Below are 15,913 nucleotides of genomic sequence, written 5' to 3' on the forward strand. Positions count from 1 at the left end.
ATGAAATACCTTCAAGGCCAACACATCTTGATTCTGGGACTGGGCAGTTCAGGCTTGGCCATGACTCGTTGGTGCGTTGCCATGGGTGCAGAAGTCACGGTGGCTGACACGCGTGAAGCGCCGCCTCACTTAAGCGTATTGCAAGCTGAGTTGCCTCAAGTTGCTTTCAAGTCAGGCGCATTTTTGGCCAATTTGATTGAAGGCACAACGGTGCGCGCCGTCTTTGCAAGCCCAGGACTTGCACCCACCGAAACTGCGCCCGTGATAGTTGCTGCCAAGAGTTTGGGTCTTTGGGTTGGCGGCGAGCTCAGTTTGTTTGTTCAGGGTTTGGAAAATCTCAAAGCTACTCGTGACTATAGCCCCCATGTATTGGCCATCACGGGCACCAACGGCAAAACAACCGTTACATCGCTCACAGGTCAGTTGATTGAGCGTGCTGGCAAAACTGTCAAGGTGGCTGGCAACATTGGCCCCACCTTGTTAGACACACTGCGCTTGGCCATGGACACCGAGTTGCCAGAAGTTTGGGTTTTAGAGTTGTCTAGTTTTCAACTTGACAATGCAGGCCCCTTTGATCCCTCTGCAGCCACGGTCTTGAATATCACACAAGATCATTTGGATTGGCACGGCAACATGGAAGCCTACGCAGCTGCCAAAGAAAAAATATTTGGTGCCAATACCCTCATGGTATTGAACCGAGACGATGCTCGCGTGATGGCCATGTTGCCAGAACCGGTGCGCGCTAAATTGCAAAAGCCCATTGAGCGCGAGCACCTCACCTTTGGCGCAGAAATGCCTCAACGCCCTGGCGATTTTGGCTTGGAAACTGTCAACGGCATGACCTGGCTGGTGCGGGCCCTTGAGTCTGATGAAACACGCCGCTTGCGCAAAGGGGAAGTGGAAGAAATTCACATCCAGCGATTGATGCCGGCTGACGCACTGCGCATTCGGGGCAGACACAATGCAGTCAACGCCTTGGCGGCTTTGGCCTTGGCCACCAGCACAGGTGCAAGTTTGGCTGCCATGCTGTTTGGTTTGCGTGAATACCAAGGTGAGCCGCACCGTGTGGCGCCTGTGGCCATTGTCAATGGCATTGAGTATTTTGACGACAGCAAAGGCACCAACGTTGGCGCCACGGTAGCCGCCTTGGTGGGCCTAGGCTCTGAACGCCGTGTGATTGTCATTTTGGGCGGTGAAGGCAAGGGGCAAGATTTCTCGCCCTTGGCTGAGCCAGTGACTAGATTTGCGCGTGCTGTGGTTTTGATTGGCAGAGACGCGCCCATCATTCGCGAGCAACTTCAATTGTGTGGCGTGCCCATGACAGACGCTGCCAGCTTGCCCGAAGCGGTCAATGTGGCCAAAGACATGGCTCAATCGGGTGATGCTGTTTTGTTGTCGCCAGCCTGTGCAAGTTTTGACATGTTTCAAGACTACGCCCACCGCGCGCAAGTGTTTTGCCAAGCTGTGTCAGACATTGCAGAAGAAGCTGGCCAGCCCATGGAGAGCGCGCTATGACCGAGTTGGGGTCTCGCTTCATGTCTTGGGCCAGTGGCATTTTTGGCCGAGTGGGTGGTGCTGGCCGCATGCAAGGTGCTGCTGAGGGAGGTCTGCCCGTCAATTTGGGTGGCTATGACTACGGCAAGAATGCAGCGGCTCAAGGCAAGATTCAGAACATCGATCAAGCCATGGTGTGGGTGGTTGTGACACTGTTGATGTGGGGCATGATCATGGTGTATTCGGCCACGATTGCCATGCCAGACAATCCCAAATTTGCCAAATACTCACAAACACATTTCTTGATGCGCCACATCATATCCATGCTGATTGGCTTCGGTGTGGCTTTGCTGGTGTTTCAAATTCCGCTCGAAACCTGGGAGAAAAATGCCAGGCCTTTGTTCATTGTGGCACTGGTCCTTTTGGCATTGGTGCTGGTGCCATTTATTGGCAAGGGTGTGAATGGTGCACGTCGATGGATTTCATTTGGCGTGATCAACTTTCAGCCCTCTGAATTTGCCAAGTTGGCGGTGATTATTTATGCCTCCGATTACATGGTGCGCAAGATGGAAGTGAAAGAACGGTTCTTCCGCGCTGTGTTGCCAATGGGCGCTGCTGTGGGACTTGCAGGCATTTTCCTTCTGGCAGAGCCTGACATGGGAGCCTTCTTGGTGATTGCCATCATTGCCATGGGCATCTTGTTTTTGGGCGGCGTCAATGCCCGAATGTTTTTCTTGATTTTCGCCATCTTGGTCATTACGTTTGCCATGATCATTGCCGCGTCACCTTGGCGCAGAGAGAGAATTTTTGCCTATCTCGATCCTTGGGATCCAACGCATACTTTGGGCAAGGGCTATCAGTTGTCGCATTCCCTGATCGCCATTGGCCGAGGTGAAATTTTTGGTGTGGGCTTAGGCGGCAGTGTTGAAAAGCTGCATTGGTTACCCGAAGCCCATACCGACTTCTTGTTGGCCGTGATTGGTGAAGAGTTTGGCTTGGTGGGCGTGGTGGCTGTCATTGGCCTGTTCTTGTGGCTCAGCCGCCGAATCATGGTCATTGGCCGTCAAGCCTTGGCCCTCGATCGAACGTTTGCAGGACTGGTCGCTCAGGGTGTGGGCATTTGGATTGGCTTTCAAGCCTTCATCAACATGGGCGTGAATTTGGGTGCTTTGCCAACCAAAGGCCTGACCTTGCCTCTCATGAGTTATGGTGGGTCGGCCATTTTGCTCAACATGATTGCCATTGCCATCGTGCTGCGAATAGATGCCGAAAATAAACAGATGATGCGAGGTGGCCGCACATGAGTCATTGCGCTTTGATCATGGCAGGTGGAACGGGTGGGCATATCTTTCCAGGCTTGGCTGTGGCTGAATCTTTGCGCGAAGCAGGATGGCGCGTGCACTGGTTGGGCGTACCTGGCAACATGGAAAGTCAATGGGTACCGCAGCGCGGTTTTGCGTTTGAGCCTGTGGAGTTTGGTGGTGTGCGAGGCAAGGGTGTTGTGAGTTTGGCACTCTTGCCCATGCGTTTGCTCATCGCTTTTTGGCAGAGCATTCAAGTGGTTCGCAGAGTCAAGCCCGATGTGGTGGTGGGCCTTGGCGGATACATCACTTTTCCGGGTGGCATGATGTCTGTGCTCTTGGGCAAACCACTGGTGCTGCACGAACAAAATTCTGTGGCAGGCATGGCCAACCGTGTGTTGGCAGGCGTTGCAGATTGCATCTTCACCGCTTTTCCCAATGTCTTGAAAAAGGCTGTTTGGGTGGGCAACCCCTTGCGCCAAGACTTTTTAAACAAGCCCGCACCCGCGGAGCGTTTTGCAGGTCGCTCTGGACCCCTGAAATTGTGGGTGGTGGGCGGCAGCTTGGGGGCTCAAGCATTGAATGAGATTGTGCCCAAGGCACTGGCTTTGTTGCCAGAGCACAAGCGCCCTGTGGTGGTTCACCAAAGTGGCGCCAAGCAAATTGATGCACTGCGTGCCAATTATGAAAAAGCAGGCGTTCAAGCTGAATTGACGCCCTTCATTGAAGACACGGCAGAGGCGTTTGCACAGGCCGATGTGATCATCTGCCGTTCGGGTGCAAGCACGGTCACTGAAATTGCAGCCATTGGTGCTGCCGCCATCTATGTGCCTTTCCCATTTGCAGTAGACGATCACCAAACCACCAATGCTCAATTTTTAGTGGCACAAGGTGGTGGCTGGCTCATGCCTCAAGCAGATTTGACGCCAGAGTCTTTGGCTGCTCGCCTAGAGAGCCTGACCCGTGAAGAATTGTTGGTCTGTGCTGAAAAAGCATGGGCTCTGAAAAAGACCCAAGCCACTCGCGAAGTGGTGGCTGCTTGCGAGGCCTTGGCCGCATGAAACACGCCATTCGTCATATTCACTTTATTGGGGTCGGTGGTTCCGGCATGAGCGGTATTGCCGAAGTTTTATTCAATTTGGGCTACACCATCTCGGGCTCAGACCTGTCAGATAGCAGCACCTTGAGGCGCTTGGCTTCGCTGGGCATCCAAACCCACGTAGGCCACAGCGCTGAGAACGTGAAGGGCGCCGATGCCGTGGTTACTTCAACCGCCGTCAAAGCTGACAACCCTGAGGTGTTGGTGGCCCGTTCACGCCATATTCCAGTGGTGCCCCGCGCTGTCATGTTGGCTGAGTTGATGCGCATGAAGCAGGGCGTGGCCATTGCCGGTACCCATGGCAAAACCACCACCACCAGCTTGGTGGCCAGCGTTTTGGCTGAAGCAGGCTTAGACCCCACCTTTGTGATTGGCGGCCGCTTGAACAGTGCAGGCACCAATGCCAAATTGGGCACCGGCGACTACATCGTGGTCGAGGCCGATGAATCGGATGCATCGTTCTTGAACTTGTTGCCGGTTATGGCGGTGGTCACCAACATCGATGCCGATCACATGGAAACCTATGGGCACGACTTTGAAAAATTGAAGTCGGCCTTTGTAGAGTTTTTGCACCGCATGCCTTTTTATGGCACAGCCATTTTGTGCACCGACGATGCCGGTGTGCGAAGCGTGATTGATCAGCTGGCGCGGCCAGTGACCACCTATGGCCTTGAAGAAGGCGCTCAAATTCGCGCTGTGAATGTTAGTGCTGAAAAAGGTCAGATGCAATTTACCGTGCAGCGCCGCAATGGGGTGGTCTTGCCTGACCTGCCTATCGTGCTTAACTTGCCAGGTCTGCACAACGTGCTCAATGCTTTGGCCGCAATCTCTGTGGCGGTTGAACTGGGCATTGATGATGCAGCCGTTCAGCGGGCATTGCTGAACTTCAAGGGTGTGGGCAGGCGCTTTCAACGCTACGGTGAGGTGAAGCTCTTGGCACAAGCGGGCAGCTTTACCTTGATTGACGATTATGGCCATCATCCTGTTGAGATGGCAGCCACCTTGGCTGCAGCGCGAGGTGCCTTCCCAGGCCGCCGTTTGGTCTTGGCTTTTCAGCCGCATCGCTATAGCCGCACGCGCGATTGTTTTGAAGATTTTGTGAGCGTTATCAGTCAAGGCGCCGATGCTGTTTTGCTGTCTGAAGTTTATGCGGCAGGTGAGGCGCCCATCGTTGCTGCAGACGGGCGATCTTTATCGCGTGCACTTCGTGTGGCTGGCAAAATTGAACCTGTTTTTGTAGATAAAATTGAGGCCATGGCGCAGGCTATTTTTGACAATGCAAAAGACAATGACATCGTCATTTGCATGGGTGCCGGCTCCATTGGCGCTGTGCCTGCGCAAGTTCAAAAAATGGGGGGTGCTGCATGACGGCAAGCGCTCACCATTTTGGCAAAGTGGCAGTGCTCATGGGCGGGCAGTCGGCTGAGCGTGAAATCTCCTTCTTGTCAGGCCAAGGCGTGTTGGCCGCCTTGAAATCTCGGGGTGTCGATGCACATGCCTTTGACCCCGCCGAACGCAAACTCTCCGATCTCCAAGCAGAAGGCTTTCAGCGATGCTTCATTGCCTTGCATGGCAGATTTGGTGAAGACGGCACAGTTCAAGGTGCGTTGGAATTGTTGGGTATTCCATACACAGGTTCTGGCGTGATGGCCTCCAGCATTGCCATCGACAAAACCATGACCAAACGCGTTTGGTTGTCAGAGAATGTGCCTACCCCTCGTTATGTCTTGCTACAGAAAAATGATTTGGGTGCCAAGGCCCAAGCGCATGTGCTTCAAAGTCTGGGCTTGCCACTCATTGTGAAGCCTGCCCGTGAAGGCTCGTCCATTGGCGTGACCAAAGTCACACAAGCCAGAGAATTGCTCAAAGCGCTTGAAGATGCGGCGCAATGCGACACCGATATTTTGTGCGAACAATTCATTGCGGGCGATGAAGTGACTTGCCCCGTTTTGGGTGAGGGCGAAACAGCCAGAGCCTTGCCAGTGATTCGCATCGTGGCACCAGCTGGCAACTACGACTATCAAAACAAATATTTCACCGACGACACCCAATACTTGGTGCCATCGGGTTTGCCAGAAGCCGAAGAAAAAGCCATTCAAGCGCATGTGGTCAAAGCCTATCAGGTACTGGGCTGCAAAGGATGGGGCCGCGTGGATGTGATGATTGATGCCCAAACGCGCCAACCCTTTCTGCTCGAAATCAACACCTCACCCGGCATGACAGGACATTCCTTGGTGCCGATGTCGGCTAAAGCAGACGGCATGTCCTACGAAGATTTGTGCATGCACCTGTTGGCCTCTGCCAGCTTGGAGCATTCCAGTGTTCAGAAAGGTGGCGCATGAAAAAGCCCATCGATTTGCCCATGGATGTGCGCCTCATGCAATGGACAGCTACGGTCATGATGGTCGTTGCCCTGCTGATGTGCTTGGCCAGTGGCATCAGTTGGTTGTTGCGCCATCCTGTTTTCTCTATTCAGAGCATTACCGTGAACGGCAATGTGACACACAGCAATCCTGTGACCTTGCGGGCCAATGTCATGCCCCAACTCACAGGCAATTTCTTCACCTTGAATTTGTTGCAAGCGCGTCAGGCCTTCGAGCAAATACCTTGGATTCGTTCGGCGCTGGTTCGGCGCGAATTCCCAAATCGTTTGTCTGTCACGCTGGATGAATTTCAACCCGCGGCCTTATGGGGCGGCGAGGGCGATGGCAAATTCCTCAGTGTTGAGGGTGCCATTTTTGAGGTCAATGCTGATGAGGTCGACAGCGAAGCGCTGCCCATCCTCAAAGGTCCAGAAGCACAAGCCAAAACTGTGCTCGAGATGTACAAGTTTCTCAAGCCACGAATGGACAAGATGGACATGAGCTTGAACAAGTTAGAGCTGAGTCAGCGTGGCAGTTGGTCTGCCCAGTTGGAGTCGGGGGCCACTTTGGAGTTGGGTCATGGTACGCAGCAAGAAATTGGCGACAGGCTTCAATTGTTTTTCAAAACAGTGACGCAAATTGCTTCGCGCTACGGCCGAACTGCAAGCTCTATATTGTCCGCAGATTTGAGGTACGACAACGGTTACGCACTGAAGTTGCGGGGCGTGACAACTTTGACGGTAGATAGTTTGAAGAAACCCTAATTGGCAGATTGAAGATTTAGATCAGAACGGTTGAACATATGGCAAAAGAGTACAAAGATTTGGTGGTCGGTCTCGACATTGGAACTTCCAAGGTCATGGTCGTCGTGGCCGAGGTCATGCCAGGTGGCGAGCTGAAGTTGGCTGGTATGGGGGTGGCGCCTGGCAATGGTTTGAAGCGGGGTGTGGTGGTCAACATCGATGCCACGGTGCAGAGCATTCAACAGGCCTTGAAAGAAGCCGAGTTGATGGCGGATTGCAAAATCACCCGCGTCAACACGGGCATCACGGGCAGCCACATTCGCGGTCTGAATTCGAGTGGCATGGTGGCTGTGAAGGACAAAGAAGTAACCCCCGCCGACGTGGCGCGTGTGGTTGAAACGGCGCGCGCCATCAATATTTCAACCGACCAGCGTTTGTTGTTGGTTGCGCCTCAAGAGTTTGTGATCGACGGCCAAGACGTGAAAGAACCCATTGGCATGAGCGGCATGCGGCTTGAAGCCAAGGTGCACATTGTCACAGGCGCGCAAAGTGCGGCCGAGAACATCATCAAGTGTGTGCGCCGCTGTGGCTTAGAAGTCGATCAGTTGTTGCTCAATCCCTTGTCTTCCAGTTTGGCGGTGTTGACGGAAGACGAGCGTGAACTCGGTGTGGCCTGCGTTGACATTGGCGCCGGCACCACCGATGTGGCTATTTTTACCAACGGCGCCATTCGCCATACTGCGGTCATTCCAATTGCTGGCGATTTAATCACCAGCGACATTGCCATGGCGCTTCGCACCCCCACCAAAGACGCTGAAGATATCAAGGTGGAGAGTGGTTGTGCCAAGCAGTTGCTGGCCGATCCTGAGGCGCAAGTGGAAGTGCCAGGCCTTGGAGATCGCGCGCCGCGCATGCTGTCTAAGCAAGCTTTGGCTGGTGTGATTGAGCCACGCGTTGAAGAAATTTTCTCGCTGGTTCAGCAAGTTATTCGCGAGTCTGGCTATGAAGAAGTGTTGTCGTCGGGCATTGTGCTCACCGGCGGTAGTGCTGTCATGCCTGGCATGGTTGAGTTGGGCGAAGATATTTTCTTAAAGCCTGTGCGCCGCGGTGTTCCCAAATACACCGGCGCATTGTCTGACATGGTGAGCCAGCCTCGCGTGGCCACTGTGATGGGTCTCATGGAAGAGGCCCGTTTGGCTCGCTTGCGCGGTTTCAAAGTGTCGCAAAAGAAGGGTTCCATGAACAACGCCTTCACACGCTTCAAAGATTTCATCGTGGGTAACTTCTGATGGATTGGCGCAAACTTTACTTGGCAAGGGGGAGTCCGCATCAGCGATGTTGAACCTCACTTTTCCCCCAAAAAATAAAATTATCAAAAATCAATATTTAGGCAACTGCAACAGTTTTAGGAGAGCACCATGAGCATTGAAATGATCCAAGTCGAAGAGTTCAACCAAGGAACGCAAATCAAAGTGATCGGCGTGGGCGGTGGCGGCGGCAACGCTGTTGAGCACATGATCGAGCGCAATGTGCAAGGCGTTGAATTCATTTGCGCCAACACCGATGCACAAGCATTGGCCCGCAGTGCGGCGCACCGCTTCATCCAATTGGGTCACACCGGTTTGGGCGCTGGCAGCAAACCAGAAAAAGGCCGCGATGCCGCTGAGGAAGCCATTGAAGACATTCGGGCTGCCATCGATGGCGCGCACATGTTGTTCATCACAGCCGGCATGGGCGGTGGAACTGGCACTGGCGCAGCACCCGTGATTGCACGCGTTGCCAAGGAAATGGGCATTCTCACCGTGGGCGTGGTTACCAAACCGTTCGACTTTGAAGGCGGTCGCCGCATGCAAAGTGCCGAATCTGGCTTGGCTGAACTCGAAGCCAATGTCGACTCATTGATTGTGGTGTTGAATGAAAAGCTCATGGAATTGCCAGGCGGCGAAGACATGACGCAAGACGAAGCATTTGCGCACGCCAATGACGTGCTCAAAAATGCGGTGGGCGGTATTGCTGAAATCATCAATGTGCCTGGCCATGTGAACGTCGACTTTGAAGACGTTCGCACTGTCATGGGTGAACCCGGCAAAGCCATGATGGGCACCGCATCTGCCAGCGGCCCTGACCGTGCGCGCATTGCCTCCGAGCAAGCCGTGGCTTGCCCGCTGCTAGAAGGCATTGACCTGTCTGGCGCCAAGGGTGTGTTGGTGCTAATCAGTGCTGCCAAGGGTTCCCTCAAACTGAGTGAATCCAAGCAAGCCATGAACACCATCCGCGCTTATGCTTCAGAAAGTGCTCACGTGATTTACGGTACCGCTTACGACGAAAGTTTGGGCGACGAAATTCGCGTGACTGTGGTGGCCACTGGCTTGTCAAGCCAAGGTGCACGCCGCACAGCGCCGCCTTTGCAAGTTTTGCGCACGGGCACCTACGATGCGCCGTTCACTGTTGACTCACACGATGCTGTGTCACCTGCGTTGGGTGCACAAAGCCCAGCTTTGGGTGGCGACTATGGCCGTTTGAACACACCTAGCGTATGGCGTACCAACCGCACACAAGCTGCAGCCAAAGTAGATGGCATGGCTTCTGCCGGCATGGACGACATTGAAATTCCAGCCTTCTTGCGCAAGCAAGCCGACTGATTTTCTAAACGCAGTGGTTCACCAAAGCCTTCTGGATGCAAGCTTGGGTTTGAGAATTTAAAATCAAACCATGCTTGCTCAAAGAACCCTCAAAACCCTCACCCAAGCCGTGGGTGTGGGCTTGCACAGTGGGCAGCGTGTTGAACTCACGCTGCGGCCTGCGCCGCCTGGCACAGGCATCGTTTTTAGGCGCGTCGATTTGGCCGAGCCAGTCGACATTCACATTTCTGCCCAAAGCGTTACAGACACCCGCTTGGCGTCGACCATTTCCAGTGGCCAAGCCAAGGTACACACCGTCGAGCATTTGATGTCGGCCTGTGCGGGTCTGGGCATTGACAATTTGATCGTCGACATCACCGCTGAAGAGGTGCCCATCTTGGATGGCTCGGCTTCTTCTTTTGTGTTTTTGCTGCAAAGCGCAGGCATTGAATTGCAAAAAGAACCTAAGCAATTCATCCGTGTTTTGAAAACTGTTGAAGTGCGAGACGGGCAAGGTGAAAACATCAAGTGGGCCAAGCTCGAGCCATATGATGGTTACCGTTTGAGTTTTGAAATTGATTTTCACCACCCAGCTGTTGACTCCACGGGTCAACAAGTGGTGTTTGACATGGGGCGCGACTTGTACGCCCGCGACATTGCGCGTGCGCGCACCTTTGGCTTTACCAAAGATGTTGAAATGCTTCGCTCCAACGGCTTGGCCTTGGGCGGTGGCCTAGACAATGCCATTGTGATGGACGACTACAAAGTGCTGAACAGCGATGGCCTTCGTTATGACGACGAGTTTGTGAAACACAAAATTCTCGATGCCATGGGCGATTTGTACTTGGTGGGCAAACCCCTCATTGCCAGCTACACGGCATTTCGTTCGGGACACGCCATGAACAATTTGTTGCTGCGCGCCTTGTTAGATCAAGCTGACGCTTACGAAATTGTGAGCTTTGACGACGTCAAAAAAGCGCCACCAGGTTTTGCTCTGCCTGTACGCGCCTGGTAAGCCGGCGCATCTTCATTCAATTTAGTGACTTCGGCCACCACGGTACATGCCGTGGGTTTTGCGATTGAGCACATCTAGGGCTGCCAACTTGTTCATGGATGGGCTGGCATGCGCATGCGTGATGGCCAAACCCAATGCATCGGCCGCATCGGGCCCTGGGGTTGAAGGCAGCTTCAACATGCGTTTGACCATTTCCTGAATTTGAGATTTGGCAGCACGGCCATGCCCAGTGATGGCTTTTTTCATTTGCAATGCTGTGTATTCAGCCACTTCTAAATTGCAAGATACCAAAGCTGTGACACAACAACCCCGTGCCTGACCCAGCAACAAAGTGGCTTGCGGGTTGACGTTGACAAACACAATTTCAACCGAGGCCGCTTGGGGTTGATAGCGTTGGTTGATTTCTAAAATGCCGTCGTAAATCACGCGCAGGCGATTGGGCAAATTGCCCTGATTGACTTTGTCGGTGCGTATGACACCGCTGGCCACATAACTAAGCTGCGAGCCATTGACATCAATCACACCAAAGCCAGTGGTTTGAAGGCCGGGATCAATGCCAAGAATTCTCATAGAGTCATTGTGAGGCAATGCTCAGGGCAGGGCAACATCATTCATGCGTGCCATGATGGTTTCTGCGCGGTCGCTCAAGTAAACAGACTGCGGTAACTTTTCAAAATATCGCGGCCGAGGCAACATGACCGCCAAGCGAGCAGCTTCCCACGCAGTGAGCTTGGATGCTGGCTTTTGAAAATAGTGTTGAGCTGCGGCCTCAGCGCCAAAAATGCCGCGCCCCCATTCAACATGGTTGAGGTAGAGCGTGAGAATTTGCTGTTTGGTTAAAAAAGTTTCAAGAGCCATCGTGATGACCCACTCTTGCGCCTTTCTAAGCATGGTGCGCTCGCCACTCAAGAGCAAATTTTTGGCCAATTGCTGGGTGATGGTTGAGCCACCCACTATTTTGGGCGCTGCGGTTTTGGTGCTATTTTTCTTGGCTGCTTGAGCTTCTAGTTTGGCTTGTGTTTTGGCATTTTTTTGCCATGCTTTTTCAATGGCTTCCCACCAAATACCATTGTGCGATGTGAAGCCGCTGTCTTCAGATGCCAGCACGGCCCGCTTCAGTGTTTTGGCAATCTGATCGTCGGCTCGCCATTGTTGACGCCAAATGAGTTGCCCTTGGGTACTGGCAATTTGCCAGGCCTGTGATCTCTCAAATGCGGTGGATGAGGGATTGACCACAGCCATGAATGCCACGCGACCTACAAAGAACAATTGCAAAATGACAAAGCCGGCCAACATGAGCCATAGCCATTGTTTGAATGCTTTGAAAATAGAACTCAGCATGTCAGTGCGAAAGAGATACCAAAGCTCTTAAATCAGCCAGTACCTGTTGGGTGGGTGGCTGAACGCCTCGCCAAAGTTGAAAGGAGGCTGCAGCTTGCTCGACCAGCATGCCCAGCCCATCCCGTGCTTGGGTGCCATGATCTTGTGCCCACTGCATGAAGGCAAGGGCAGCGGGGCCGTACATCAAATCGCAGGCCAAGCCATTGGTTTGCAACACACTGGCAGGCACCGGCAATGCGGCATTGTGCAGGCTGCTGCTGCTGGCATTGATGACCAAATCGAATGACTGGCTCAAAATGGCTTCGTGATTCAAACCAAAAGCTTGGCAGTCTACTCCCTCCAATTGGGCCAAGCTGGCATGCCGCGCCACAAGTTGAACGGCCTTGTCGACACTTCGGTTGGCCACCCAAATGCTGTGAGCTTGTTCAGCCAACAAGGGCCCCAGTACACCAGCGGCAGCGCCACCTGCGCCAATGAGCAAAATACGACGCCCTTTCAAAGAAAAGCCTGCGTTGTGAACCAAGTCTCTGACCAAGCCCAAGCCATCGGTGTTGTCGCCGTAAATTTGATCGCCTTCAAATTTGAGGGTGTTGCAGGCCTGCGCCAATGCAACGCGGGGGCTACAGTGCGTGGCCAATGCCGCAGCTTCACTTTTGAAGGGCAGGGTGACGTTGCAGCCTTTGCCGCCACTGGCTTTGAAAGCATCGACCGTGGTCTTGAATGCATCCAAAGGCACCAAGGTTTTTTCATACTGAAGCGTTTGGCCAGTGAGTTCGGCAAAGCGCGATTGAATCCAAGGCGATTTGCTGTGCTCAATGGGATGGCCGAAAACGCAATAGTGGTCCATGAAAAAGTTTCTTTTAGTTGGTTGGCTGAAGAGCGTTAGTCTGCTTCAAGGGCTTGCTTGAAACAGGTGCCAGCATGTTGGTCTCAAGCGTTTCGTCGCGTGCAAACTGGAAGCGAGTGACCACCACCAATTGATCGGCTTGTTTGTTCATGTCAGAGGTAAACGCACCAAAGGGCGACGCACCGCGAACTATGGCCTGCGCACGTTGGTCGAGTGCCAGTTGTCCTGAACCACTGGCCACTTCGGTATTCAAAACCCGTCCCTTGTTGTCCAAGGTAATGACCATGGTCAGCTGGCCATAGAGTTTTTGACCCGCAGCTTGCGGGAAATTTTCAGTGCCAGTGAGCTCAATCGTGCGTCGCATTTTGTCGTAATACCGTGCAAAAGAAACTTCTTGGGTTGCTGGGCCAATGTATCTTTTTTTCGGACCGCCTTGAAGTGACTGAGACTGTTTTTCAATTTGAGCCAATTGGTGGGTGAGTTCTTTTTTTCGCTCAGCCAAGGCATCGGCTGTCTTGGTATCGGTGTTTGCAAGGGGGCTTTCGGAGCTCAGTTGAAACAAGGCTTGTTGCAATTGTTGAACCAAGCGTTGCTGCTCATTTTTGAGCGCTTCAATTTTTTGTTCAACTTGCTGCAATTCTGGCGTTTGGGCTGGGTCTGTTTGCACGCTGTATGGGCTGGTTTGCAAGCCGCTGCCGGAGGCGTTGCCACCGCCTGCCAAATTGACTTGGGCCAAGGCCAAAGCGGTGTCGGGTGCATTCTTGCTGCGCGAATTGACCAACACCACTTCGAGTGTGTTGGTTTCAAACATTCTGTCGAAGGTGGCAGGCGAAACCCATTTCACGGTGAGCAGCAAAGCATGCAAGACCAGCGACAAGCCCAAGGCCCATGCCAAAGCGCGGTGCGAGCTCTGATGCAAAGACAAAGGCATGACGGCGTGTGGCATTTTCAGGCGCGTGAGCTAAGGGCTTCTGGAGGGTCTTATGGCGCAGATTCGTCTGCGGGTGTTTCGTTCACATTCAGAGCCAGGGCAATGGGCCCCGTGGCGGCTTCTTCCAAATCTTCCATGGCATCGTCGATGGCGCTTGCATCTTCAGGGGCCTTGTTGGCTGCCGATGTGATTTTTTCAATCACGGTGCCATTCACGTCCAGCGCCATGGCATCGATGTTGCCCAGTTGAACCCTGACTTGATCGCCACGCACCATGCCCGCAGCCCCCATCACATTGAACATCAAGGGCAAGTGATCGGCACGAACCAACCAACTGCCGCCGCCCATTTCTTTGACCAAACTGGCCAACACTTCCGTGATATTTTCTTGCTTCAAATAGTGCAAGGTCCAAAACCGCTCCATGCCCGATTGGTAGCTGTTGTAGGCGCTGTAGGCAGCTTCAAAAGCGCTGATGATGGCAAACAGTTGGGCATCTTTGGGCTTGAATGGCGCAGCCAGTGCGGCTGTTGCGCCGTGCTGAACGCATGCAATGATTTGCCATTGATTGACCAAGTCTGTGTAGCGGCGCAGCGGTGAGGTGCTCCAGGCATAAGCGGGAACGCCAATGCCAGCATGCGGCAGCGCTTTGGTGCCCATGCGAACTTTGATGCCCGGCGACAAACTGGCTTGGCTTCTGTAAATAGCGGGCACGCCCAAACTGGCCAACCATTGACCCCACGTGCTGTTGGCCAAAATCATGGCTTCTGCCACGATCAGGTCTAGCGGTGAACCGCGTTGCCGAACACTGATCAGAACAGTCTCATTGCCCAAAGGAGGTGCATCGGAATTGGCGCGCTGCAATCTGAAGTTGTAGTCGGGCCGATTAAAAGTTTCGGGCTTACCCCGAACCACTTCACGCCCCGCTTTCAAATGCTGAGCCAAGCGCCAGAAGAATGCCAATTCGGAGTGGCTGAGGCCCAGCAGGGGCGCGTTGTCACGCGCTGGCGGATGGCTCTCTTCAAGCCACTCTTGAGTGACCCATTGATCGAGTTGGTCGTGGCGTAAATTGGCTGCAATGTGAACGCGCTCCAATTTGGTTTCTGTGTGTTGAATGGCCAAGGTGGCTTCGTCTAGGGTCACATACAAAGACACGGCAGGGCAGGCCTGGCCCTCTGCCAAGGTATAGCTTTGCACCACATCATCGGGCAGCATGGTGATTTTGTAACCCGGCATATAAACCGTCGACAAGCGAGACCGACCTACCTGGTCAATGGAGCTGTTGGGTTGCAAGGCCAAGCCTGGTGCGGCAATGTGGATGCCCAGAACGACGGTGCCTGTGCCTAAACCTTGCAGGGACAGGGCATCGTCAATTTCGGTGGTTTGCGAGTCGTCAATTGAGTAGGCCTTGACCGTGGCCAATGGCAATGCTTGCGCAATGGCAGGCGCCTCCAACTTGGGAAAGCCGGTGCCTTTGGGAAAGTTGTCAAACAAGAAACGTTGCCAATGAAAATCATACGCACTGGCGATGGCTCCCGCGTTTTGCAGCAGCGTCAGAGGCGCAATTTGGCTGGCCCGACTGGCTTCCACCACGGCTTTGTATTCGGCGGCATTTTTATCGGGCCTGAACAAAATCTTGTAAAGCTGGTCCTTGATGGGCGCAGGGCATTCACCCCTGATCAAGTCTTGCGACCAAAGTTCAATTTGCGCCAAGATTTGCTTTTTCTTTTCAATGCCCGCCAAAGCCAATTGAACTGTTTCGGCAGAGGCTTTCTTGAAACGCCCCTTGCCAGCGCGGCGAAAATAATGTGGCGCCTCATACAGCCGAATGAGGGCCCCCACTTGCTGGGTGGTGCTGGCGTCGGCACTGAAATATTCGCGGGCGATGTCGGCAAAACCAAATTCGACATCGGGCGCAAATTCCCAAGCCAAATCAAGTTCAATGCTTTGGCTAATGAGCGAGGCTTCAGACAGAAGTTGGGCCGGAGCCGGTTTGTCAAATTTCAAAAGTATGTTGGCACCTTTGACTTTGACCCGCTTACCGCTGTCCAATTCCACCTGAACTGAAGCTTCTGCCTCCGACAGGACACGTCCAGCAACAAATTTGCCGGCTTCTTCAAACAATAAAAACATGGGTCAGATTGTCCCACGGGCGAGCCCTT

14 protein-coding genes are annotated in these 15,913 nt (G+C 53.4%); 9 read left to right on the forward strand and 5 right to left on the reverse strand.

All coding sequences use genetic code 11. The annotated features are described in order from the left end of the window. From murD to lpxC, 9 genes are all read left to right on the forward strand, one after another. A complete protein-coding gene (gene murD, locus B9Z32_RS13565; protein ID WP_108421973.1) occupies positions 1-1,515 on the forward strand; it encodes a UDP-N-acetylmuramoyl-L-alanine--D-glutamate ligase in 1,515 nt (504 codons plus the stop codon). Further along, positions 1,512-2,798, forward strand: a complete 1,287-nt coding sequence (ftsW, locus tag B9Z32_RS13570) for a putative lipid II flippase FtsW (RefSeq protein WP_233248329.1) — start codon at positions 1,512-1,514, stop codon at positions 2,796-2,798. The genes murD and ftsW overlap by 4 nt, the downstream gene beginning before the upstream one ends. Continuing rightward, positions 2,795-3,856: an undecaprenyldiphospho-muramoylpentapeptide beta-N-acetylglucosaminyltransferase gene (gene murG, locus B9Z32_RS13575; RefSeq protein WP_108421974.1), complete on the forward strand. Its 1,062-nt coding sequence runs from the start codon at positions 2,795-2,797 to the stop codon at positions 3,854-3,856. Before ftsW ends, murG begins: the two co-directional genes overlap by 4 nt. Then, positions 3,853-5,262 (forward strand): UDP-N-acetylmuramate--L-alanine ligase, encoded by a 1,410-nt coding sequence (murC, locus tag B9Z32_RS13580; protein ID WP_108421975.1) that lies wholly within the window; start codon positions 3,853-3,855, stop codon positions 5,260-5,262. The genes murG and murC overlap by 4 nt, the downstream gene beginning before the upstream one ends. Continuing rightward, complete coding sequence (locus tag B9Z32_RS13585) at positions 5,259-6,236, forward strand: D-alanine--D-alanine ligase (RefSeq protein WP_108421976.1); 978 nt, start codon at positions 5,259-5,261, stop codon at positions 6,234-6,236. The genes murC and B9Z32_RS13585 overlap by 4 nt, the downstream gene beginning before the upstream one ends. Continuing rightward, positions 6,233-7,021: a cell division protein FtsQ/DivIB gene (locus B9Z32_RS13590; RefSeq protein WP_108421977.1), complete on the forward strand. Its 789-nt coding sequence runs from the start codon at positions 6,233-6,235 to the stop codon at positions 7,019-7,021. The genes B9Z32_RS13585 and B9Z32_RS13590 overlap by 4 nt, the downstream gene beginning before the upstream one ends. Before the next feature lie 38 nt (positions 7,022-7,059). Further along, positions 7,060-8,289, forward strand: a complete 1,230-nt coding sequence (gene ftsA, locus B9Z32_RS13595) for a cell division protein FtsA (RefSeq protein WP_108421978.1) — start codon at positions 7,060-7,062, stop codon at positions 8,287-8,289. Between the two features lie 129 nt (positions 8,290-8,418). Then, positions 8,419-9,642: a cell division protein FtsZ gene (gene ftsZ / locus B9Z32_RS13600; protein ID WP_108421979.1), complete on the forward strand. Its 1,224-nt coding sequence runs from the start codon at positions 8,419-8,421 to the stop codon at positions 9,640-9,642. Between the two features lie 70 nt (positions 9,643-9,712). Further along, entirely contained in the window at positions 9,713-10,636 is a 924-nt protein-coding gene (lpxC, locus tag B9Z32_RS13605; protein WP_108421980.1) for a UDP-3-O-acyl-N-acetylglucosamine deacetylase, read from the forward strand. Positions 10,637-10,657: 21 nt separating this feature from the next. Here lpxC and ruvC read toward each other — a convergent pair whose 3' ends face one another. Genes ruvC through B9Z32_RS13630 form a run of 5 tightly spaced genes read right to left on the reverse strand, consistent with a single transcriptional unit; the run spans position 10,658 to position 15,884 of the window. Next, on the reverse strand, positions 10,658-11,206 hold the full coding sequence (ruvC, locus tag B9Z32_RS13610) for a crossover junction endodeoxyribonuclease RuvC (protein WP_108421981.1): 549 nt from the start codon (positions 11,204-11,206) through the stop codon (positions 10,658-10,660). A gap of 21 nt (positions 11,207-11,227) precedes the next feature. Continuing rightward, positions 11,228-11,977 (reverse strand): transglycosylase domain-containing protein, encoded by a 750-nt coding sequence (locus tag B9Z32_RS13615; protein WP_108421982.1) that lies wholly within the window; start codon positions 11,975-11,977, stop codon positions 11,228-11,230. Between the two features lies 1 nt (position 11,978). After that, on the reverse strand, positions 11,979-12,824 hold the full coding sequence (gene aroE, locus B9Z32_RS13620; protein ID WP_108421983.1) for a shikimate dehydrogenase: 846 nt from the start codon (positions 12,822-12,824) through the stop codon (positions 11,979-11,981). Between the two features lie 13 nt (positions 12,825-12,837). After that, positions 12,838-13,770: an energy transducer TonB gene (locus tag B9Z32_RS13625; protein ID WP_108421984.1), complete on the reverse strand. Its 933-nt coding sequence runs from the start codon at positions 13,768-13,770 to the stop codon at positions 12,838-12,840. A 35-nt stretch (positions 13,771-13,805) separates the two neighbouring features. Then, complete coding sequence (locus B9Z32_RS13630) at positions 13,806-15,884, reverse strand: ribonuclease catalytic domain-containing protein (RefSeq protein ID WP_108421985.1); 2,079 nt, start codon at positions 15,882-15,884, stop codon at positions 13,806-13,808. Positions 15,885-15,913: the final 29 nt, after the last annotated feature.

The organism is Limnohabitans sp. MMS-10A-178 (genome assembly GCF_003063375.1).
Taxonomy (GTDB): Bacteria; Pseudomonadota; Gammaproteobacteria; order Burkholderiales; family Burkholderiaceae_C; genus Limnohabitans_A.

Coding starts and splice junctions, on each gene's coding strand:
- murD (WP_108421973.1), top strand. CDS start 1: ATGAAATACCTTCAAGGCCAACACATCTTGATTCTGGGACTGGGCAGT.
- ftsW (WP_233248329.1), top strand. CDS start 1,512: ATGACCGAGTTGGGGTCTCGCTTCATGTCTTGGGCCAGTGGCATTTTT.
- murG (WP_108421974.1), top strand. CDS start 2,795: ATGAGTCATTGCGCTTTGATCATGGCAGGTGGAACGGGTGGGCATATC.
- murC (WP_108421975.1), top strand. CDS start 3,853: ATGAAACACGCCATTCGTCATATTCACTTTATTGGGGTCGGTGGTTCC.
- B9Z32_RS13585 (WP_108421976.1), top strand. CDS start 5,259: ATGACGGCAAGCGCTCACCATTTTGGCAAAGTGGCAGTGCTCATGGGC.
- B9Z32_RS13590 (WP_108421977.1), top strand. CDS start 6,233: ATGAAAAAGCCCATCGATTTGCCCATGGATGTGCGCCTCATGCAATGG.
- ftsA (WP_108421978.1), top strand. CDS start 7,060: ATGGCAAAAGAGTACAAAGATTTGGTGGTCGGTCTCGACATTGGAACT.
- ftsZ (WP_108421979.1), top strand. CDS start 8,419: ATGAGCATTGAAATGATCCAAGTCGAAGAGTTCAACCAAGGAACGCAA.
- lpxC (WP_108421980.1), top strand. CDS start 9,713: ATGCTTGCTCAAAGAACCCTCAAAACCCTCACCCAAGCCGTGGGTGTG.
- ruvC (WP_108421981.1), bottom strand. CDS start 11,206: ATGAGAATTCTTGGCATTGATCCCGGCCTTCAAACCACTGGCTTTGGT.
- B9Z32_RS13615 (WP_108421982.1), bottom strand. CDS start 11,977: ATGCTGAGTTCTATTTTCAAAGCATTCAAACAATGGCTATGGCTCATG.
- aroE (WP_108421983.1), bottom strand. CDS start 12,824: ATGGACCACTATTGCGTTTTCGGCCATCCCATTGAGCACAGCAAATCG.
- B9Z32_RS13625 (WP_108421984.1), bottom strand. CDS start 13,770: ATGCCACACGCCGTCATGCCTTTGTCTTTGCATCAGAGCTCGCACCGC.
- B9Z32_RS13630 (WP_108421985.1), bottom strand. CDS start 15,884: ATGTTTTTATTGTTTGAAGAAGCCGGCAAATTTGTTGCTGGACGTGTC.